The following is a 19,553-nucleotide window of genomic DNA, read 5'->3' as shown; positions in this document are numbered from 1 at the left end:
AAGGTAAAGGGTATTTGTCAGGTATAGCTCCTCGGGAGCATCATCGCAGTGTCCGGCGCGCACGCGCGGGGACGCTCCCGAGGGATGGCGATGAAGGCAGAGCACTACGTCGGCGGCGCGTTCACCGGGGACGGCGAGCGCGACTTCCCGCTGATCGATCCGGTGGACGGAACCGAGCGGGGCCGGGTGCCCGAGGCGTCCCGCGCGACGGTCGACGCCGCCGTCCGGGCCGCCCGGCAGGCCCTCGACGGGGCCTGGGGCGCCGCCTCGCCCGAGGACAGGGCCGCCGCGCTGCGCGAGATCGCCGCCGGCATCGAGGCCCGCTTCGACGAGTTCGTGGACGCCGAGGTCGCCGACACCGGCAAGCCCCGCGACCTGGCCGCCGCGGTGGACGTCCCGCGCGCGATCGGCAACTTCCGCGCCTACGCCGACCTGCTGTACGGGCGGGGCGAGCGCGCCTACACCACGCGCGTTCCGGGCTGGAGCGGCGGCGCCGGGGAGGCGCTCAACTACACCGTCCGCCGTCCGCTGGGCGTCGTCGCGGTCATCTCCCCGTGGAACCTGCCGCTGCTGCTGCTCACCTGGAAGGTCGCGCCGGCGCTGGCGGCCGGGAACGCGGTGGTGGCCAAGCCGTCGGAGGAGACGCCGTCCACGGCGACGCTGCTGGCCGGCGTGGTGCACGAGGTCGGGCTCCCGGCCGGCGCGTTCAACCTCGTCCACGGGCACGGCCCCGGCGCCGCCGGGGAGTTCCTGACCGGGCATCCCGGCGTGGACGCGATCGCGTTCACCGGGGAGTCGGCCACCGGCGCCGCGATCATGCGCAACGCCGCCGAGCACGTCACCCCCGTGTCGTTCGAGCTCGGCGGCAAGAACCCCGCGCTGATCTTCGCCGACGCCGACGTCGAGGCGGCCCTGGAGGGCACGGTCCGCTCGGTCTTCACCCACTCCGGGCAGATCTGCCTGTGCACCGAACGCGTCTACGTCGAACGGCCCCTCTTCGAGGAGTTCGCCGCCGCGCTCGCCGAACGCGCCCGCGGCCTCCGCGACTACGGACCGATGATCTCCGCGGCGCACCGCGACAAGGTGCTGTCCTACTACCGGCTCGCGGTGGAGGAGGGCGCCACGGTGCTGGCGGGCGGCGGCGTCCCCGTGTTCGGGGACCGGCGCGACAACGGCTTCTACGTCGAGCCGACCGTGCTCACCGGCCTGCCCCCCACGGCCCGCGCCGTCCGGGAGGAGATCTTCGGGCCGGTGTGCCACGTCGCGCCGTTCGACACCGAGGAGGAGGCGCTGCGCCTGGCCAACGACAGCCCCTACGGCCTGGCCGCCACCGTGTGGACCCGCGACCTGGCGCGGGCGCACCGGGTGGCGCCGCGCATCGCCGCGGGCATCGTGTGGGTCAACTGCTGGAACCTGCGCGACCTGCGCACCCCGTTCGGCGGGATCAAGGCGTCCGGGATCGGCCGCGAAGGGGGAGAGTACTCCCTGGACTTCTTCTCCGAACCCGTGAACGTGTGCGTGCGGTTCTGACCGCCGACAAGGAAAGCGAGCCCGTGACCGAGACCACCCGAACCATCACCGCGGACGGCGTGCAGGCCGCCGCCGACCGCATCCTCGGCGCCCACGCCTCCGGCACGCCGTGCGCGCCGGTCCGCGACCTGATCGACGGAGCGGACGCCGCGTACGCCGTGCAGCGCCGCGTCGCCGAGGTGTGGCTGGCCGGGGGACGCCGCCTGGTCGGCCACAAGATCGGCCTGACGTCGCGCGCCGTGCAGCGGCAGCTCGGCGTCGACACCCCCGACTGCGGCGCGCTGTTCGCCGACATGGCCGTCCCGGACGGCGCCGAGATCCCGGCCGGGGCGGTGCTGCAGCCCCGCGCCGAGGCCGAGGTCGCGCTGGTCCTGGACCGGGACCTGACGCACGAGCGGCACACCGTCGCCGACCTGATCCGCGCCACCGCGTTCGCGCTGCCCGCCATCGAGGTCGCCGGCAGCCGCATCCGCGACTGGGACATCACGCTCGTCGACACCGTGGCCGACAACGCCTCATCCGGCGTGTACGTGCTGGGCAACCGGCCCGTCCGCCTGGCCGACGTCGACCTGCGGATGTGCGGCATGGTGCTGGAACGGCGCGGCGAGCAGGTGTCCACCGGCACCGGCGCCGCGTGCCTCGGCCACCCCCTCAACGCGGCGCTGTGGCTGGCCGACCATCTCGTCGCCCAGGGCACGCCGCTGCGGGCGGGCGACACCGTCCTGACCGGTGCGCTCGGCCCGATGGTCGTCCCGGCCCCCGGCGACGTGCTGGAGGCCCGCATCGACGGGCTCGGCGACGTCCGCGTCGCCTTTGCGGAAGAGCCCGCCGACGAGCCCGCGGAAGAGCCCGCCGAGGAGGCCCCGTGACGGATGTGAACGCGCTGGCCGCGGCGCTGGACGCCGCCGAACGCGACGCCCGGCCCATTCCCAGGCTGACCGACGCCGCGGACCTGGACGTGCCGACCGCGTACGCCGTCCAGCACGCCGTGATCGAGCGGCGCCGGGCGCGCGGCGAGCGGCTGGTCGGCGTCAAGATGGGCTTCACCAGCCGCGCCAAGATGGTCCAGATGGGCGTCGACGACGTGATCTGGGGCCTGCTCACCGACGCGATGCCCGCCGGCCCGGACGTCGACGTCTCCCGGCTCATCCACCCCCGGATCGAACCGGAGATCGCCTTCCTCATCGGCCGCGAGGTCCGCTCGCCCGCCGACGCGGACGCCGCGATCGACGGCGTCGCCGTGGGCTTCGAGATCCTCGACTCCCGCTACGACGGCTTCTCGTTCACGCTGGCGGACGTCATCGCCGACAACGCCTCGGCCGCCCGGTTCGGCGTCGGCCCGTGGCGCCGCCCGCGCGACGTGTCCAACGTCGGACTGCTCATGGAGATCGACGGGCGTCCCGTGCAGACCGGCTCGTCGGCCGCGATCCTCGGCGACCCGGTGCGGTCGCTGCGCGCCGCCGCGCGCCTGGCCGCCGCGGCCGGCATCGCGCTGGAGCCCGGCTGGGTCGTGCTCGCGGGTGCGGCCACCGCCGCGGTCCCCCTGCCCAAGGGCGCCCACGTCCGCGTCACCGGCGCGGGCCTCGGCAGCGTGGAGGTGACGGCCCGATGACCGACTCGGCGAACGAGGCCTACCTGGTGGCGGGCAAGGCCAAGCCGCGCGGGCGGTTCCCGCACCTCAAGCGCGCCGGCGACCTGGTCTTCGTCTCCGGGACGAGCTCGCGGCGGCCCGACGGCACGTTCGCGGGCGCGCGCGCCGACGCCATGGGCGTCACCGACCTGGACATCCGGGAGCAGACGCGGGCGGTCATCGAGAACATCCGCGACCTGCTGCGCGCCGCCGGGGGCGACCTGTCCGACCTGGTCAGCGTCACCACGTACCTGGTGAACATGAACGATTTCGGCGGGTACAACGAGGTGTACGGCGAGTACTTCGACGAGAACGGCCCGGCGCGCACCACCGTCGCCGTGCACCAGCTGCCCCATCCCCATCTGCTCATCGAGATGTCCTGCGTGGCGCACATCCCGCGGGACCGCGGCTCCCACGAGGAGGTCGGAGCATGACCGTGCCGAAGACACTGCCGAAACTGTCGCACGGGCGCCCGTTCGACTTCGCCCGCTGGATCGAGGACCATCGCGACCTGCTCAAGCCGCCGGTCGGCAACGTCCAGGTCTGGCAGGACTCCGGGATGATCGTCATGGTGGTCGGCGGCCCCAACCAGCGCACCGACTTCCACGTCGACCCGACCGAGGAGTTCTTCTACCAGCTCAAGGGCAACATGGTCCTGCGCGTCATGGAGGAGGAGGGGCGGCCTCCGGTGGACGTGCAGATCAGCGAGGGCGAGGTGTTCCTGCTGCCGCCGAACGTGCGTCACTCCCCGCAGCGCCCCGAACCGGGCAGCATCGGCCTGGTCGTGGAGATCGCCCGCCCGGAGGGGGTGCGCGAGGCGTTCGAGTGGTACTGCACCGAGTGCCACCACCTCGTCCACCGCGCGGAACTGCAGGTGCGGTCGATCGTGGACGACCTGCCCCCGGTGTTCCAGGGCTTCTACGACGGCGACCGCACGTGCCGCAACTGCGGCGCCGTCCACCCCGGCAAGGAGTGGCCCGAGCACATGCGGCCGCGGACCCGATGAGCGGACGGACGCCGGTCGTCGACGTCCACGCCCACGTCTTCCCCCGCGTCTCCCGCGACGAAGCGCGCATGCTGGCGGGCGCGGGGGAGCCGTGGCTGCGCGAGCACGGCGACGGCACCGGGATGATGATGAGCGGCGACGAGGAGTACCGTCCGGTCCGCGCCGAGCTGTGGGACGCCGACGCGCGCCTGGCCGCCATGGACCGCGGCGGGGTGGACGTGCAGGTCGTGTCGTCCACGCCGCTGATGTTCGGGTACGCCGCCGAGCCCGAGCGCGCGGCCGACTGGTGCGAACTGGTCAACGAGCGCATCCTCGACTTCTGCGCGCAGGCCCCCGAGCGCCTCGTCCCCCTGTGCCAGGTGCCGCTCCAGGACGTCGAGACGGCGTGCGCCATGGTCACCAAGGCGGCGGCGGCCGGACACCGCGGCGTCCACATCGGCAACCACGTCGGCCCCCGGTACCTCGACGACGCCGCCGTCGTCGAGTTCCTCACCCACTGCGCCGACGAGGGCGTGCCCGTGCTCGTCCACCCGTGGGACATGCTCGGCGGCGACCGCATGAACGGCCGCTACATGCTGCCGTGGCTGGTCGGCATGGCCGCCGAGACGCAGCTGTCGATCCTGTCGCTGATGCTGTCGGGCGCGTTCGAACGCCTGCCGCGGACGCTGCGGCTGTGCTTCTGCCACGGCGGCGGCAGCTTCGCCTACCTGCTGGGGCGCGCCGACAACGCCTGGCGCAACCGCGACATCGTGCGCCGCGACTCGCCCCGCCCGCCCTCGGCCTACACCGACCGCTTCTACGTCGACTCGGCCGTGTTCGACCCGCGCGCGCTGCGCCTGCTGGTGGACGTCATGGGCGCCGACCGGGTGATGCTCGGCACCGACTTCCCCTTCCCGCTCGGCGAGACCGAGCCCGGCGCGGTCATCCGCGCCTGCGACGGCCTCACCGACGATGAATGCGCGGCCCTGCTCGGCGGCAACGCCCGGGCGTTCTTCGCCTTGGACGCGCCGGACGGAGCCGTCCCCGCGAGTCCGGAACCGTCCGAAGAGAACGAGAACTGGTGAGCATGCCCCACATGGACTTCCTGCCGTCCGAAGATCCGGGCGCCGCCGAGGCGCGGCGGCTGGACGAGACCGATCCGCTGCCGACGCTGCGCGCCGAGTTCCACGTCCCGACGGGCCCGGACGGCGGCGAGGTCGCCTACTTCGCCGGCAACTCGCTCGGCCTGCAGCCCCGCGCCGCCGCGCGGCTGGTCGAGGAGGAGCTGCTGGACTGGGCGCGGCTCGGCGTCGAGGGCCACCACCGGGCGCGCCGCCCCTGGGTGGACTACCACGAGCTGCTGCGCGAGCCCGCGGCCCGCCTGGTGGGGGCGCTTCCGCACGAGGTCGTCGCGATGAACTCGCTGACGGTCAACCTCCACCTGATGATGGCCACCTTCTACCGGCCGTCCGGGGACCGCACGCGGATCCTGATCGAGGACTCGGCGTTCCCGTCCGACTCGTACGCGGTGCAGAGCCAGGCGGTGCACCACGGCCTGGACCCGGCGGAGACGATCGTGCGGCTGCGGCCGCGCCCCGGCGAGGAGCACCTGCGCACCGAGGACGTCGTCGGCCATCTGGAACGCGAGGGCCACCACGTCGCGCTGGTCCTGCTCGGCGGCGTGAACTACCTGACCGGGCAGCTCATGGACATCCCGACGATCACCAAGGCGGGCCGCGCCGCGGGCGCCGTCGTCGGCTGGGACCTGGCGCACGCCGCCGGGAACGTTCCACTGCGCCTGCACGACTGGGACGTCGACTTCGCCGCCTGGTGCTCCTACAAGTACCTCAACAGCGGACCCGGCGCCGTGGCGGGCTGCTTCGTGCACGAACGCCACGTCCGCAACCCGGCGCTGCCGCGCCTGGCGGGCTGGTGGGGCAACGACCCGGCCACCCGCTTCGCGATGGAGCCGGACTTCGTCCCCGTCGCCTCGGCCGACTCCTGGCAGCTGTCCAACCCGCCGATCCTGGCCATGGCGCCGGTGCTGGCCTCGCTGCGGATCTTCGACCGGGTCGGCATGGAGGCGCTGCGCGCCAAGAGCCGCCGCCTCACCGGCTACCTGGCGGACCGCCTGGAGGGGATCGCCGGCCTGGAGGTGATCACGCCGTCCGACCCGGCGTGGCGGGGCTGCCAGCTGTCGATCCGGGTGGCCGACGCCAAGGGCCTGGTCCGCCGCCTGGCCGACGAGGCCGGGGTGATCGCCGACGCCCGGGAGCCCGACGTGGTGCGCCTGGCCCCGACGCCGCTGTACTCCACGTTCCTCGACTGCCACCGCGCCGCCGAGGCCCTGCGGGCCATCCTGCACTGACGCGGCGCCGCGGGCGGCGGTGGGCGCACGTGGGGGCGCCCCATCCGCCGCCCTTCGATGCGGAACGGGGACGCGGGGTCAGTCCCGGGGCCGGTCCAGGCGTTCGCCCTGCCGTACGCGGTCCAGGCCGAGCCAGACGAACTCCACGGCCATCTGCTCGGCCCGGTCCCGCGGGGTGTCGGGATGCTCGAGCCACCACGACACCATCGACAGCATCGCCCCGTACATCAGCGGCACCAGCAGCCGCGCGCGCCGCTCGTTGGCCCGCAGCGCGGCGGGGGACAGCGTCGGGTCGGCGCGGCGGCGGCGCAGCAGGATGTCGACCAGCGCCGTGCCCATCCGCTCGCGCAGCTCGCGCAGGCCGGGGCCGACCTCCGGCTTGTCCAGGTGCCGGATGACCAGCGCCCACGCGTCCGGCTCCTCGGTGGCGTAGTCGAACAGCGCCCGCACCATCGCGCGGATGTTGTCGACGCTGCGGCGCTCGGCGGAGACGGCGGCGTTGAGCCGCCCCGTCAGCTCGGTGACGATCGCCTCGGTCACCTCGACGAACAGCTCCTCCTTGGAGCCGAAGTGCTGGTAGAGCAGCGCCTTGGAGACCCGGGCGGCGGCCGCCACGTGGTCCATCTGGGTCAGGTGGTAGCCGCGCCGCCCGAACTCGGCGAGGGCCGCCGCGAGCAGCTGCTCGCGGCGCCGGGCGTACGACATCCGCCGCCGAGCGCCCGCCTCCGGCGTCTGCTCCGGTGCCTGCTCCGGCTGCTCCGGCTGCTCCGGCGCCCGGCCGCCGGCGTCCGCGTCCGGCGCCGGCCCCCGTGCGGCCGCGTCCCCCGTGCCGTCCGTCATGCGTCCCAATACTTCCCGAGCTCGGTGCGCGCCACCGACCGCACGTGCACCTCGTCGGGCCCGTCGGCCAGGCGCAGCGTCCGCGCCCAGGCCCACATGGCCGCCAGCGGCGTGTCGTCGCTGACTCCGGCGCCGCCGTGCACCTGGATCGCCTTGTCGAGCACGTCCAGCGCGACGCGCGGCGCCACCACCTTGATGGCCGCGACCTCGGAGCGGGCCGCCCGCACGCCCTTGTTGTCGATCAGCCAGGCGGTCTTGAGGGTGAGCAGCCGGGCCTGCTCGATCGCCATCCGCGACTCGGCGATCCACTGCTGGATCACGCCCTGCCGCGCCAGCTCCTTGCCGAACGCCACGCGCGACACCGCCCGCCGGCACATCAGCTCCAGCGCCCGCTCGGCCATGCCGAGGGCGCGCATGCAGTGGTGGATGCGGCCGGGGCCGAGCCGGGCCTGCGCGATGGCGAACCCGCCGCCCTCCTCGCCGATCAGGTTCTCCACCGGCACCCGCACGTCGGTGAACCGGATCTCGCAGTGGCCCTCCTGGTCGGAGTAGCCGAACACGGGCAGCGCGCGGACGATCTCCACGCCGGGCGTGTCGACCGGCACCAGCACCATGGACTGCTGCCGGTACGGGTGGCCCTCCGGGTCGGTCCGGCCCATCACGATCAGGATCTTGCAGCGCGGGTCGGCCGAGCCGGTGATCCACCACTTGCGGCCGTTGATGACGTAGTGGTCGCCGTCGCGCTCGATCCGCGTGGAGATGTTGCGGGCGTCGGAGCTGGCCACGTCCGGCTCGGTCATGGCGAAGGCGCTGCGGATCTCCCCGCGCAGCAGGGGGACGAGCCAGCGCCGCTTCTGCTCGGGGGTGCCGAACAGGTGCAGCACCTCCATGTTGCCGGTGTCGGGCGCCGAGCAGTTGAGCGCCTCCGGGGCGATGTGCGGGACGCGTCCGGTGACTTCGGCCAGGGACGCGTAGTCGGTGACGCTCAGGCCGTGCGAGGGCGTCTCCTCCTCGCACACCGGCGGATGCAGCGGCGCCTGCCCGCCGGGGTGCTCGGCGGGCAGGAACAGGTTCCACAGCCCTCGCTTGCGCGCCTCGGCCTTGAGCTCCTCGACGATCGGGGGGACGGTGTGCTCCTGGCCCGCGGCGCGCAGCTCGCGGCGCTGCCGCGCGTACACGGGCTCGGCGGGATAGACGTGGGAGTCCATGAAGTCCTGCAGCCGGGCGAGGTGCTCGCGGGCCCGTTCGCTCAAACCGAAGTCCATTCGGTTAGAGTAACTGACGAGTCAGTCAGTTGTGGAGGGGAGTCCTCGCATGACCCCGAACGACGCTGCCGCCGGCACCCGCCCGGACGGCCTGGACGGCGCGGTCGCGCTGATCACCGGCGCGGCGCGCGGCATCGGCGCGGCCGTCGCCCGGCGGCTGGCCGCCGAAGGCGCCCGGCTGGTGCTGGCCGACGTGGACGCCGAGCGCGGCGCGGCCCTGGCCGAGGAGCTGGACGCCGCGTTCGTCCGGTGCGACGTGCGCGAACCGGCCGACAACCAGGCCGCGGTGGCCGCCGCGCGGGACCGGTTCGGCGGGCTCGACCTGGCCTTCCTCAACGCGGGCGTGGCGAGCGGCTGCGGCCTGGACGGCGACTTCGACCCCGAGGCGTACCGCCGCGCCATGGCGATCAACCTCGACGGCGTCGTCTACGGGGTGCACGCGGCGCTGCCCGCGCTGCGCGCCCGCGGCGGCGGGGACATCATCGCCACCGCCAGCATGGCGGCGCTGACCCCCACGCCGTTCGACCCGGTCTACGGCGCCGGCAAGGCGGCGGTGGTCGCCCTCGTCCGGTCGCTGGCCCCCAACCACGTCGGCGAGGGCGTCCGCGTCAACGCGCTGTGCCCGTCGTTCGCCGACACCGACATCATCGCGCCGCTCAGGGAAGAGCTGGAGCGGACCGGCTTTCCGATCCTGGACGTCTCCGACGTGGTGGAGGCGTTCATGCGGATCCTGGCCGCCGGCGGGACCGGGGAGGCGTGGTACGTCGTGCCGGGCCGCCCCGCCGAGCCGTTCCGGTTCCGCGGCGTCCCCGGCCCCCGCTGACCACGGCGACCACCACGCAGGAGGAGACGATGCGCGCGATACAGATCACCGCGTTCGGCGGCCCCGAAGTCCTCGCCCTCGCCGACCTGCCCGAACCCGAGCCCGGGCCCGGCCAGGTGCTCGTGGAGGTGTCGCGGGCGGGGGTCAACTACGCCGACACCCACCAGGCCGAGAACAGCTACCTGTCCGCCGCGTCCCTGCCGCTGGTGCCGGGCGGCGAGGTCGTCGGCCGCACCCCCGACGGCCGCCGGGTCGTCGCGCTGACCGGCACCGGCGGGTACGCCGAGAAGGCGGTCGCGGCCGAGGCCATGGCCTGGGACGTCCCCGACGCGATCGACGACGTGACCGCCCTCGGCATGGTGATCCAGGGCGCGACGGCGTGGGTGCTGCTGCGCAAGAGCGTCCGCCTGGAGCCGGGCGAGTCGGTCGTCGTGCACGCCGCCGCGGGCGGGGTCGGCTCGCTGGCGGTGCAGCTGGCCAAGGCGTGGGGCGCGGGACGCGTGATCGCGACCGCGTCGTCGGAGGAGAAGCGCGAGCTGGCCCTGGAGCTGGGCGCCGACGTCGCGGTGGACGCGGCCGAGCCGGACATGAAGGCCGCGCTCATCGAGGCCAACGGCGGGCGCCGCGTGGACGTGGTCCTGGAGATGACCGGCGGCGCCGTCACCGACCAGAGCCTGGCCGCGCTCGCCCCCTTCGGGCGGCTGGCCTTCTACGGCATGGCCTCGCGGCAGGAGCCCTCCCCGGTCAAGCCCGCGAGCCTGCTGCGGCATTCGACCGCGGTCGTCGGGATGTGGCTGGCGCACGTCTTCCAGGCTCCCGGGGACCTGATGCGCACCGCGCTGGACGAGCTGTTCGCGCTGGCCGCCGACGGGAGGATCCGGGTGGTCAACGGCGGCGAATACGGCCTGTCGGAGGCCCGCCGCGCCCACGAGGACCTGCGCGCGCGCCGCACCGCCGGCAAGCTCGTGCTTGATCCCTCGCGCTGACAAGCGACACAGCGCCCGGCGCCGTGGACGGGGCGTCAGGAGCCCACCAGGCCGTTCTCGTAGGCGTAGACGACGGCCTGGGTGCGGTCGCGCAGCGACAGCTTGGTGAGCACGTGGCCGACGTGGGTCTTGACGGTCTGCTCGGCCAGCACCAGCTCGGCGGCGATCTCGGCGTTGGACAGGCCCCGGGCGATCAGCCGCAGCACGTCCAGCTCGCGCGGGGTGAGCGCGGCGGCCGCGGCCGGGTTGGGCCGCTGGTGGCGGCGGCGCCGGGCGAAGTCGCCGATGAGGCGGCGGGTGACGGACGGGGCCAGCAGCGCGTCCCCGCGCGCCACCACCCGCACGCCGTTGATCAGGTCGGCCGCCGGGGCGTCCTTGAGCAGGAAGCCGCTGGCCCCCGCGGCCAGCGCCTCGTAGACGTACTCGTCGAGGTCGAAGGTGGTCAGCACCAGGACCTTGGGGCGCTGGTCGGCGGGCTCGGCGCCGTCGGGCGGCGGCCCGCCGACCAGCTCCGCGGTGGCGGCCAGGCCGTCCATCTCCGGCATCCGGATGTCCATGACGACCACGTCGGGGTCCAGGTCGCGGGCCATCCGCACCGCCTCCCGGCCGTTGCCCGCGTGCCCGATCACCTCGATCTCCGGGTCGGAGACGAGCAGCGCGGCCAGCCCGTCGCGGATCATCACCTGGTCGTCAGCGATCAGCACCCGAATCGTCACGACAGCACCCTATGGTCGTCTCATCCGTTCAAGACAGGGGGTTCAAGACAGGGGGTTCAAGACAGGGGGAAGGCCGATTCCCGTCGGCCGGACGTCCCGCGCACGCGGCGCCCCGTCCCGTCAGCCGACGGCGTCGTACGGGAGGTCGGCGGCGACCGTCCAGCCTCCGCCCTCCCGCGGGCCCGCGGTGAGCGTGCCGCCCAGCATGGCGACCCGCTCGCGCATGCCGACCAGGCCGTGGCCGCCGCCGTGCGACTCCCCGGGCTCCTCGCGGGGACCGTCGTCGGCGACGGTGAGCCGCAGCGCGTCGGCGTCGTACCGCACCTCGATCCGCACCCGCGCCCCGGGCGCATGGCGGGCGGCGTTGCTCAGCGACTCCTGGACGATGCGGTACGCCGACAGGTCCACCCCGGCCGCCATCGGACGCGGCACGCCCACGACCGTCGCGGTGGCCTCCAGTCCGGACCGGCGCGCCGAGGCCACCAGGTCGTCCAGACGGTCCAGTCCCGGCCGCGGGGCGCGCTCGGCGCCGTCGTCGTCGGACCGCAGCAGGCCCACCACCCGCCGCGTCTCGGCCAGCGCCTCGCGGGCCGCGTCGCGCACCACGCCGAACGTGCGGCGCGCCTCGTCCGGCAGGTCCGGGATCCTGAACGGGGCCGCCTCCGCCTGCATCGCGATCACCGACATGTGGTGGGCGACCACGTCGTGCAGCTCCCGGGCGATGCGGGCGCGCTCCTCCAGCACGGCCTGCCGCGCCAGGTCGCGCCGCCGCAGCTCCTCCTGCCGGCGCAGGCTGAGCTCGGCGACGTAGCGGCCGCGGATCGCGTCGCCGAACGCCAGCGCCAGCCCCACCAGGCCGGCCAGGATGAGGCCGTACCAGTCCGGCATCGCCCCGATCGCCACCGCGGGCGCGATCAGCCCGACGACGGTGGCGGCGCCGACGCCCGCCGTGACGCGGCGCTCGTGCCCCACCGCCGTGAAGAACAGGATCACCAGGAACGCCAGCCACGAGGTGACCGGCCAGGGCCAGAAGTACCGCTCCTGCAGCGCGAACGCCCCCAGCAGGTGGCCGGCGGCGCTCACCCGCCACGCCCGCAGCGGCCAGCGCGCCGCGAACAGCAGCGGGGCCGCCTGCAGCAGGCCCAGCGCCGAGGCGACGAACGGCGCGGGCCGCGGATCGAAGATGTTCAGCGGGATGGCGATCGCCCCGGCGGTGAAGCCGACCGTCAGGGCGAGCAGCAGCGCCAGCAGCGCGGCGCGCAGCCAGGTGCGCGCGGGCAGGAGCAGGCCGGGCGGCTCCGCGGTGCCCGGGTCCAGGGCCGGCCGCAGCGCGTGCAGCAGCCACTCGGCGCCGCGCCGGGAGAGGTCTGGGGCGTTCATCTCATGGCGAGCCTAAGCGCTGCCCGACGGTGGCGGCGTGCCTCCGAAGGGGGAGATGCCGACCGCTCCCGAAGTATGAACCCACTTCCATGTATTACCCATTGACTTAATAGGAAATAGGTGACAGTCTGGGCCCTGTGAACCCCCTCGCCCCTCTTGTGGCGCGCCTGCACGTCGACCTCCGGCGGCAGGCGAGCTGCCTGTGTCGAGTCGCCTGATCCGGCTCCGCCGGCCGATCTCCCACGGTTCTCCTCCGGTCTTCTCCGGATCACCGCGTTCCCTCGAAGCAACCGCCCGAGAAGGGTCCGTTCGTCGTGTCCACTTCCGTGTCCAGTCCGTCGTCCCTCGCCCGCGCCCCGGGCCGCGCGCGTGCCGTCCCCGGGTTCGCCCGGCGGCGGCGGGCGGCGCTCGCCCGCCTCGTCGCCCCGCTGGCGCTGCTCGTCGTCTGGCAGCTCGCGTCCGGCGCCGGGCTGCTGTCCGAACGCCAGCTCGCCGCGCCCACCGCGATCGCCTCCACCGCCCTCGACCTGATCCGGGACGGCACCCTGACCGACGCGATCGCCGTGTCGGTGCGGCGCGCCGCCGCCGGGTTCGCGCTCGGCGCGGCCGCCGGGATCGGCCTGGCCGTCGCGGCGGGCCTCAGCCGCCTCGGCGAGCACGCCGTCGACCCCCTGATGCAGATGCTGCGCGCCCTGCCGCTGTTCGGACTGATCCCGCTGTTCATCCTCTGGTTCGGCATCGGCGAGACGCCCAAGGTGGCGCTGGTCGCCCTCGGCGTCGCCTTCCCCCTGTACCTCAACACCTTCTCCGGCATCCGCGGCGTCGACGGCAAGCTCGCCGAGGTCGCGGAGGTGCTGCGGCTCGGCCGGTGGGGCCTGGTCCGGCACATCGTGCTGCCCGGCGCGCTGCCGCAGGCGCTGGTCGGGCTGCGGCAGAGCCTGGGCGTCGCCTGGCTCGCCCTGATCGTCGCCGAGCAGATCAACGCCTCCTCCGGCCTCGGCTTCATGATCAACAACGCCCGGGAGTTCCTGCGCACCGACGTGGTCGTGCTCGGGCTGGTGGTGTACGCGGCGCTCGGCCTGCTCACCGACGCGCTGGTCCGGCTGCTGGAAAGGAGGGCGCTGACATGGCGCAAGGGCTTCCCGGTGTGACCGCCGAGGCGGAGCGCGCCGACACCGGCCGCCCCCGCGTGGTGCGGGTGCGGGGGCTGACCAAGCGGTTCGGCGAGCGCACCGTCCTGGACGGCGTCGACCTCGACATCGCCCGCGGCGAGTTCGTCGCGCTGCTCGGCCGCAGCGGCTCGGGCAAGTCCACCCTGCTGCGCGCCCTGGCGGGCCTCGACGACGCCACCGGCGGCGAGCTGTCGGTCGACGGCACCGTGGCCGTGGCGTTCCAGGAGCCGCGCCTGGTGCCGTGGAAGCGCGTGCGGGCCAACGTCGCGCTGGGCCTGCGGGTCCCGGACCCGCGCGCCGCCGCCGACAAGGCGCTCGCCGAGGTCGGGCTGACCGAACGCGGCGGCGCCTGGCCGCTCACCCTGTCCGGGGGCGAGGCGCAGCGCGCGTCCCTGGCCCGCGCGCTGGTGCGCGAACCCGACCTGCTGCTCCTGGACGAGCCGTTCAGCGCCTTGGACGCCCTCACCCGCATCACCATGCACCGGCTCGTCCTGGACCTGTGGGAACGGCACCGCCCCGGCATCCTGCTCGTCACCCACGACGTGGACGAGGCGCTGCTGCTCGCCGACCGCGTCCTGGTGCTGGACGGCGGCCGCATCGCGCACGAGTCCCGCGTCGACCTGGACCGCCCCCGCCACCGCGACCACCCCGACCTCACCGCCCTGCGCGCCGCGCTGCTCGCCCAGCTCGGCGTCACGACCGACGAAGGAACCGCATGATCCGCCTGCGCACCCTGCTGACGGCCCTGCTCACCGCGACCGCCCTGACCGCGGCGGCGGGCTGCGGCGACGGCGGCGGGGACGGCGCCGCCGTCGCCGCGGACGGCTCGGTCGACCTGTCCAAGGTCACGCTGCGCGTCGGCGACCAGAAGGGCGGCCAGCGCGCCCTGCTCGGCGCGGCCGGCCAGCTCGACGGCGTGCCCTACACGATCGAGTGGAAGCAGTTCACCTCCGGGCCGCCGCTGCTCGAGGCGGTCAACGCCGGGGCCCTCGACCTCGGCGCGGTCGGCAACTCCCCGCCGGTGTTCGCCGCGGCCGCCGGAGCCGAGATCAAGATCGTGTCCGCCGCCGACATCGGCCTCACCGGGCAGGCGGTGCTCGTCCCGAAGGACTCGCCGATCCGCACGCCCGCCGAGCTGAAGGGCAAGCGGATCGCGGTCGCCAAGGGCAGCTCGGCCCACTACCACCTGCTCACCGTCCTGAAGCGGGCCGGCCTGCGGCTCACCGACATCCGGCCGCAGTACCTGGCGCCGCCCGACGCGCTGGCCGCGTTCAGCTCCGGGAAGATCGACGCGTGGGCCGTCTGGGACCCCTACACCGCCCAGGGCGAGGCCCAGGCGGGCGCCCGGATCCTGGTCGACGGCCGCGGCTACACCACCGGCTACAACGTCATCGTCGCCGCCGACGAGGCGCTGGACGACAAGGCCAAGACCGCCGCGCTGCGCGACTTCGTCACCCGCAGGCAGCGCGCCATCCTCTGGGCCAACGACCACATCAAGGAATGGGGCGCCGTGTGGGCCGAGGACACCGGGCTGCCCGTCCCGATCGCCGAGAAGGCCGCCGAACGCCGCGCCGCCCGGCTCGTCCCGGTCGACGACGCGCTCGTCCGCCACGAACAGCAGGTCGCCGACGCCTTCGCCGCCGAGAAGCTGATCCCCGGCAAGGTCCGGATGGCCGACTACGTCGACCGCCGTTTCAACGACATCGACGTCAAGTGAGCCGTCATGTGAGACGTCCTGTGAGACGTCATGTGAGACGTCATGTGATCCGACGCGTGCCCCCACGAATGATCGACGAGTGATCGAGGTCAACCGATGACGCTGCGCTTCCACTGGTTCCTGCCCACCACCGGGGACAGCCGGGCGCTGATCGGCGGCGGCCACAGCATCCCGCGCGGGGTCGGGCGGCCCGAGCCCCGCCCCGGCACCGCCGACCGGGTCCGCCCCCCGGACATCGACTACCTGGCGCAGATCGCCCGCTCGGCCGAGCAGCTCGGCTTCGAGGCCGTGCTCACCCCGACCGGCACCTGGTGCGAGGACGCCTGGCTGGTCACCGCCGCGCTGGTCCGCGAGACGTCCCGGCTGAAGTTCCTGGTGGCGTTCCGGCCCGGCTTCCTCTCGCCCACGCTGGCCGCCCAGATGGCCGCCACCTACCAGCGCATCTCGCGCGGGCGCCTGCTGCTCAACGTCGTCACCGGCGGCGAGTCGGCCGAGCAGCGCCGCTTCGGCGACCACCTGTCGCACGCCGAACGCTACGCGCGCACCGACGAGTTCCTGTCCATCGTCCGCGGCGCGTGGAGCGGCGAGCCGTTCGACTTCAAGGGCGCCTACTACCACGTCGAGGGGGCGACGGTGGCGCGCCCGCCCGAGCCGCTGCCGGAGCTGTACTTCGGCGGGTCGTCGCGGCCCGCCGGCCCGGTCGCGGCCCGGCACGTGGACGTCTACCTGACCTGGGGGGAGCCGCCGGACCAGGTCGCCAAGAAGATCGAATGGATCCGCGGGCTGGCCGCCGAACAGGGCCGCGAGCTGCGCTTCGGCATCCGCCTGCACACGATCAGCCGCGACACGTCCGAGGCCGCGTGGGCGGAGGCGGCGCGCCTGCTGGACGGGCTGGACCCGGCCCACATCGAGCAGGCCCAACGCGCCCTGGCCGCCAGCGAGTCGGTCGGCCAGCGGCGGATGGTGCGCCTGCACGAGCGGTACCGCGCCACCGGTTCGCCCCGCGACCTGGAGATCCATCCCGGCCTGTGGGCGGGGGTCGGCCTGGTGCGCGGCGGCGCGGGCACCGCCCTGGTCGGCTCGCACGCCGAGGTCGCCGACCTGATCGAGGAGTACGCGGCCCTCGGCATCGAGGAGTTCATCCTGTCCGGCTACCCCCATCTGGAGGAGGCGTACTGGTTCGGCGAGGGCGTCCTGCCGGAGCTGCGCCGGCGGGGCGCCGCCGCGGAACCGCGCGCCGTCGCCCAGCCCGCGGCGGCGCGCGGCGCACCGGAGCGGCCGAAGCGGCCGTCCGCGCAGGCCGTCGGGTAGCATGGCCCGCATGGCGGTCGTGTCACAGGCGGCGCCCCGCCCCGAGGCGGCGGGCGCGAGCCGCGGGCTGACGACGACGCCGGGGGACTCCCGGCGCGACGGCCGCATGCCCTAGACATCGCAGGCGGCAGGGCCCCGGGAGGTGCTCCCGGGGCCCTGCCGCGTTCCGGGCCGCCGGCGCCTCCCGGGCCGCCGCCCGCCCGAACGAACAGGAGCCTGACCATGGAGCCGGATGCGTCCGACGCGGCCCGCGAGTCGCTAGCATCGAACCCCGCAGAGAAACCCGCAGATCCCGTTCCACCATCGCGAGGAGTGTCCGTGTCCACCGTGTCCGAACTGCGCATCACCCTCGACGGCGACGAGCGGGTGGTGCCGGCCGGCACCACCGCCGGGGAGGCGCTCGGGGCCGACGGCCGGACCGTGATCGCCGCGCGGGTGGACGGCGAGCTGCGCGATCTGGACCACGTGCTGACCGACGGCGCCGTGGTCGAGCCCGTCGAGATCGGCTCCGAGGACGGCCGCGCGATCATGCGCCACTCCACCGCGCACGTGCTCGCCCAGGCCGTCCAGGACCTGTTCCCCGAGGCGCGCCTCGGCATCGGCCCGCCCGTCGAGAACGGCTTCTACTACGACTTCGACGTGCCCGAGCCGTTCACCCCGGACGACCTCAAGCGCATCGAGAAGCGCATGCGCGAGATCGTCAAGCAGGGGCAGCGGTTCTCCCGCCGTCCCGTCAGCGACGACGAGGCCCGCCGGGAGCTGGCCGACGAGCCGTACAAGCTGGAGCTGATCGAGCTGAAGGGCTCGGCGGGGTCCGAGGACGGCGCTGACGTCGAGGTCGGCGCCGGCCAGCTGACCATCTACGACAACCTCGACGCCAAGACCGGCGAGCCGCGCTGGAAGGACCTGTGCCGGGGGCCGCACGTCCCCACCACCAAGGCCATCCCCGCGTTCAAGCTGATGCGCTCGGGCGGCGCGTACTGGCGCGGCAGCGAGAAGAACCCGCAGCTGCAGCGGATCTACGGCACCGCCTGGGAGTCTCGGGAGCGGCAGGACGAGTACCTGAAGTTCCTGGAGGAGGCCGAAAAGCGCGACCACCGCAAGCTGGGCGCCGAGCTGGACCTGTTCTCCTTCCCCAACGAGATCGGCAGCGGGCTCGCGGTCTTCCACCCCAAGGGCGGCGTCGTCCGCAAGGTGATGGAGGACTACGCCCGGCGCCGCCACGAGGAGGCCGGGTACGAGTTCGTCTACACCCCGCACATCACCAAGGGCGCCCTGTTCGAGACCTCCGGGCACCTCGGCTGGTACAAGGACGACATGTTCCCGGCCATGGAGGTGGACGGCGGGGACTACTACCTCAAGCCGATGAACTGCCCCATGCACAACCTGATCTACAAGGCGCGGGGGCGGTCGTACCGGGAGCTGCCGCTGCGGCTGTTCGAGTTCGGCAGCGTCTACCGGTTCGAGAAGTCCGGCGTGGTGCACGGCCTCACCCGGGTGCGCGGCATGACCCAGGACGACGCGCACATCTACTGCACCCGCGAGCAGATGGTCGACGAGATCAAGAATCTGCTCGGCTTCGTGCTGGACCTGCTGCGCGACTTCGGCCTCAACGAGTTCTACCTGGAGCTGTCCACCCGGGACGACTCGGAGAAGTTCATCGGCTCCGACGAGTACTGGGAGTGGTCGACCGCGGCGCTGCGCGAGGCCGCCGCCGAGTCCGGCCTGGACCTGGTGGACGACCCGGGCGGCGCGGCGTTCTACGGCCCGAAGATCTCCGTGCAGGCCAAGGACGCCATCGGCCGCACCTGGCAGCTGTCGACCATCCAGGTCGACCCGAACCAGCCCGAGCGCTTCGACCTGGAGTACCAGGCGGCCGACGGCTCGCGGCAGCGTCCCGTCATGCTGCACCGGGCGCTGTTCGGGTCGATCGAGCGGTTCTTCGGCGTGCTGCTGGAGCACTACGCCGGGGCCATGCCGCCGTGGCTGTCGCCGGTGCAGGTGGTCGGCATCCCCATCGGCGACGCCCACGTGCCGCACCTGGAGAAGGTCGCCGCGCGGCTGCGCGAACGCGGCATCCGGGCCGAGGTCGACGCCTCGTCCGACCGGATGCAGAAGAAGATCCGCAACGCGCAGAAGCAGAAGGTGCCGTACATGCTGCTGGCGGGCGACCAGGACGTGTCCAAGGACGCGGTGTCGTTCCGCTACCGCAACGGCGAGCAGAAGAACGGCGTCCCGATCGACGAGGCCGTCGAGGAGATCGTCAAGGCCGTGGAGGCCCGCATCCAGATCTGATCCCGGCTCCGGCCGGCGTTCCGCGGCCCGGGCGGCGACCGCCCGGGCCGCGGCGGCATCGGCGGCATGGGCGGCGCGGCCGCCCCGAAGACGCCCGCGACCGCGGCCGAGATCGGCGCGGCCGCGTCGGAGCGCGGCAGGACGACGGATCCGGTTCCGGCGACCTGGCGGGCGGGAGGCGAGACGGCGGCTTCCAGGGCGGCCAGGTCGTCGCGGACGCGGTGAACGACGCTCGCCGGAGCCGCCGCGCGCCGCATGGGTGAGTTGGTAGCCTCAGCGGGCAATCGAGGCGATCGGAGAGACGGGCGCGATGAGATCCACGCGACGGCCGGGCAGGACGCGCCGTCCGGCGGTGGCCATGGTGCTCGGCTACGGCGGGGCCCTGGTGCTGGTGGCGGCGGCCGTCGCGGTGCTGCTCATGCCGCTGTTCGACGACGGGCGCGGGGCCGCGTCCCACGCGGCGGACGACCGGGCGGCGCCGGAGGCGACGCCGTCCGCCGCGGCGCCGGTGCCGCCGGCGGGGCCCGTGTCGGAC

At 74.1% G+C, this 19,553-nt stretch carries 20 protein-coding genes; 16 read left to right on the top strand and 4 right to left on the bottom strand.

Annotation, left to right across the window (positions count from 1 at the left end):
* Positions 1–84 precede the first annotated feature (84 nt).
* The 7 genes from AR3_RS19405 to kynU are packed head-to-tail and all read left to right on the top strand — an operon-like array spanning position 85 to position 6,513.
* Positions 85–1,530: a 2-hydroxymuconic semialdehyde dehydrogenase gene (locus AR3_RS19405; RefSeq protein ID WP_227023331.1), complete on the top strand. Its 1,446-nt coding sequence runs from the start codon at positions 85–87 to the stop codon at positions 1,528–1,530.
* A 23-nt stretch (positions 1,531–1,553) separates the two neighbouring features.
* Entirely contained in the window at positions 1,554–2,399 is an 846-nt protein-coding gene (locus tag AR3_RS19400) for a 2-keto-4-pentenoate hydratase (protein ID WP_067915661.1), read from the top strand.
* Positions 2,396–3,142 carry a 2-keto-4-pentenoate hydratase gene (locus AR3_RS19395; RefSeq protein ID WP_067915643.1) on the top strand — a complete coding sequence of 249 codons (747 nt, stop codon included), beginning with the start codon at positions 2,396–2,398 and terminating at the stop codon, positions 3,140–3,142. Before AR3_RS19400 ends, AR3_RS19395 begins: the two co-directional genes overlap by 4 nt.
* The gene (locus AR3_RS19390) at positions 3,139–3,594 is read left to right on the top strand and encodes a RidA family protein (RefSeq protein WP_067915642.1); all 456 of its coding nucleotides are present in this window, start codon (positions 3,139–3,141) and stop codon (positions 3,592–3,594) included. Before AR3_RS19395 ends, AR3_RS19390 begins: the two co-directional genes overlap by 4 nt.
* Positions 3,591–4,166, top strand: a complete 576-nt coding sequence (locus AR3_RS19385; protein ID WP_067915641.1) for a 3-hydroxyanthranilate 3,4-dioxygenase — start codon at positions 3,591–3,593, stop codon at positions 4,164–4,166. The genes AR3_RS19390 and AR3_RS19385 overlap by 4 nt, the downstream gene beginning before the upstream one ends.
* The gene (locus tag AR3_RS19380) at positions 4,163–5,230 is read left to right on the top strand and encodes an amidohydrolase family protein (RefSeq protein WP_067915640.1); all 1,068 of its coding nucleotides are present in this window, start codon (positions 4,163–4,165) and stop codon (positions 5,228–5,230) included. Before AR3_RS19385 ends, AR3_RS19380 begins: the two co-directional genes overlap by 4 nt.
* 2 nt (positions 5,231–5,232) lie before the next feature.
* On the top strand, positions 5,233–6,513 hold the full coding sequence (gene kynU, locus AR3_RS19375; RefSeq protein ID WP_227023337.1) for a kynureninase: 1,281 nt from the start codon (positions 5,233–5,235) through the stop codon (positions 6,511–6,513).
* Between the two features lie 78 nt (positions 6,514–6,591).
* On the opposite strand, the gene AR3_RS19370 is transcribed toward kynU, so the two are convergent.
* Together AR3_RS19370 and AR3_RS19365 are read right to left on the bottom strand one after the other, a co-directional pair.
* A complete protein-coding gene (locus tag AR3_RS19370; RefSeq protein ID WP_227023332.1) occupies positions 6,592–7,353 on the bottom strand; it encodes a TetR/AcrR family transcriptional regulator in 762 nt (253 codons plus the stop codon).
* Positions 7,350–8,618 carry an acyl-CoA dehydrogenase family protein gene (locus AR3_RS19365; RefSeq protein WP_067915639.1) on the bottom strand — a complete coding sequence of 423 codons (1,269 nt, stop codon included), beginning with the start codon at positions 8,616–8,618 and terminating at the stop codon, positions 7,350–7,352. Before AR3_RS19365 ends, AR3_RS19370 begins: the two co-directional genes overlap by 4 nt.
* 49 nt (positions 8,619–8,667) lie before the next feature.
* On the opposite strand from AR3_RS19365, the gene AR3_RS19360 reads away from it, so the two are divergent.
* Positions 8,668–9,441 carry an SDR family oxidoreductase gene (locus AR3_RS19360; RefSeq protein WP_067915638.1) on the top strand — a complete coding sequence of 258 codons (774 nt, stop codon included), beginning with the start codon at positions 8,668–8,670 and terminating at the stop codon, positions 9,439–9,441.
* A 29-nt stretch (positions 9,442–9,470) separates the two neighbouring features.
* The gene (locus AR3_RS19355; protein WP_067915637.1) at positions 9,471–10,427 is read left to right on the top strand and encodes a quinone oxidoreductase family protein; all 957 of its coding nucleotides are present in this window, start codon (positions 9,471–9,473) and stop codon (positions 10,425–10,427) included.
* 35 nt (positions 10,428–10,462) lie between these two features.
* On the opposite strand, the gene AR3_RS19350 is transcribed toward AR3_RS19355, so the two are convergent.
* Both AR3_RS19350 and AR3_RS19345 read right to left on the bottom strand, forming a co-directional pair.
* Positions 10,463–11,143: a response regulator gene (locus AR3_RS19350; protein WP_083951690.1), complete on the bottom strand. Its 681-nt coding sequence runs from the start codon at positions 11,141–11,143 to the stop codon at positions 10,463–10,465.
* A gap of 120 nt (positions 11,144–11,263) precedes the next feature.
* Positions 11,264–12,523 (bottom strand): sensor histidine kinase, encoded by a 1,260-nt coding sequence (locus AR3_RS19345; RefSeq protein ID WP_227023333.1) that lies wholly within the window; start codon positions 12,521–12,523, stop codon positions 11,264–11,266.
* Positions 12,524–12,660: 137 nt separating this feature from the next.
* On the opposite strand from AR3_RS19345, the gene AR3_RS32970 reads away from it, so the two are divergent.
* From AR3_RS32970 to AR3_RS19310, 7 genes are all read left to right on the top strand, one after another.
* On the top strand, positions 12,661–12,741 hold the full coding sequence (locus AR3_RS32970; protein WP_390099196.1) for a putative leader peptide: 81 nt from the start codon (positions 12,661–12,663) through the stop codon (positions 12,739–12,741).
* Positions 12,742–12,837: 96 nt separating this feature from the next.
* A complete protein-coding gene (locus tag AR3_RS19340) occupies positions 12,838–13,674 on the top strand; it encodes an ABC transporter permease (protein WP_067915636.1) in 837 nt (278 codons plus the stop codon).
* Positions 13,650–14,414, top strand: coding sequence for an ABC transporter ATP-binding protein (locus AR3_RS19335; RefSeq protein WP_067915635.1), 765 nt, complete (start codon positions 13,650–13,652; stop codon positions 14,412–14,414). The genes AR3_RS19340 and AR3_RS19335 overlap by 25 nt, the downstream gene beginning before the upstream one ends.
* Positions 14,411–15,412: an ABC transporter substrate-binding protein gene (locus AR3_RS19330; RefSeq protein WP_067915634.1), complete on the top strand. Its 1,002-nt coding sequence runs from the start codon at positions 14,411–14,413 to the stop codon at positions 15,410–15,412. Before AR3_RS19335 ends, AR3_RS19330 begins: the two co-directional genes overlap by 4 nt.
* A 96-nt stretch (positions 15,413–15,508) precedes the next feature.
* On the top strand, positions 15,509–16,723 hold the full coding sequence (locus tag AR3_RS19325) for an LLM class flavin-dependent oxidoreductase (protein WP_067915633.1): 1,215 nt from the start codon (positions 15,509–15,511) through the stop codon (positions 16,721–16,723).
* A gap of 318 nt (positions 16,724–17,041) precedes the next feature.
* A complete protein-coding gene (thrS, locus tag AR3_RS19320; protein WP_067915656.1) occupies positions 17,042–19,018 on the top strand; it encodes a threonine--tRNA ligase in 1,977 nt (658 codons plus the stop codon).
* 310 nt (positions 19,019–19,328) lie between these two features.
* A partial coding sequence (locus AR3_RS19310; protein WP_217998648.1) for a hypothetical protein occupies positions 19,329–19,553 on the top strand: 225 nt, incomplete at its 3' end.

The organism is Actinomadura rubrobrunea NBRC 15275 (genome assembly GCF_001552235.1).
In the GTDB taxonomy this organism is placed as follows: Bacteria; Actinomycetota; Actinomycetes; order Streptosporangiales; family Streptosporangiaceae; genus Spirillospora; species Spirillospora viridilutea.
This window is presented reverse-complemented; position numbering and strand designations above follow the sequence as displayed.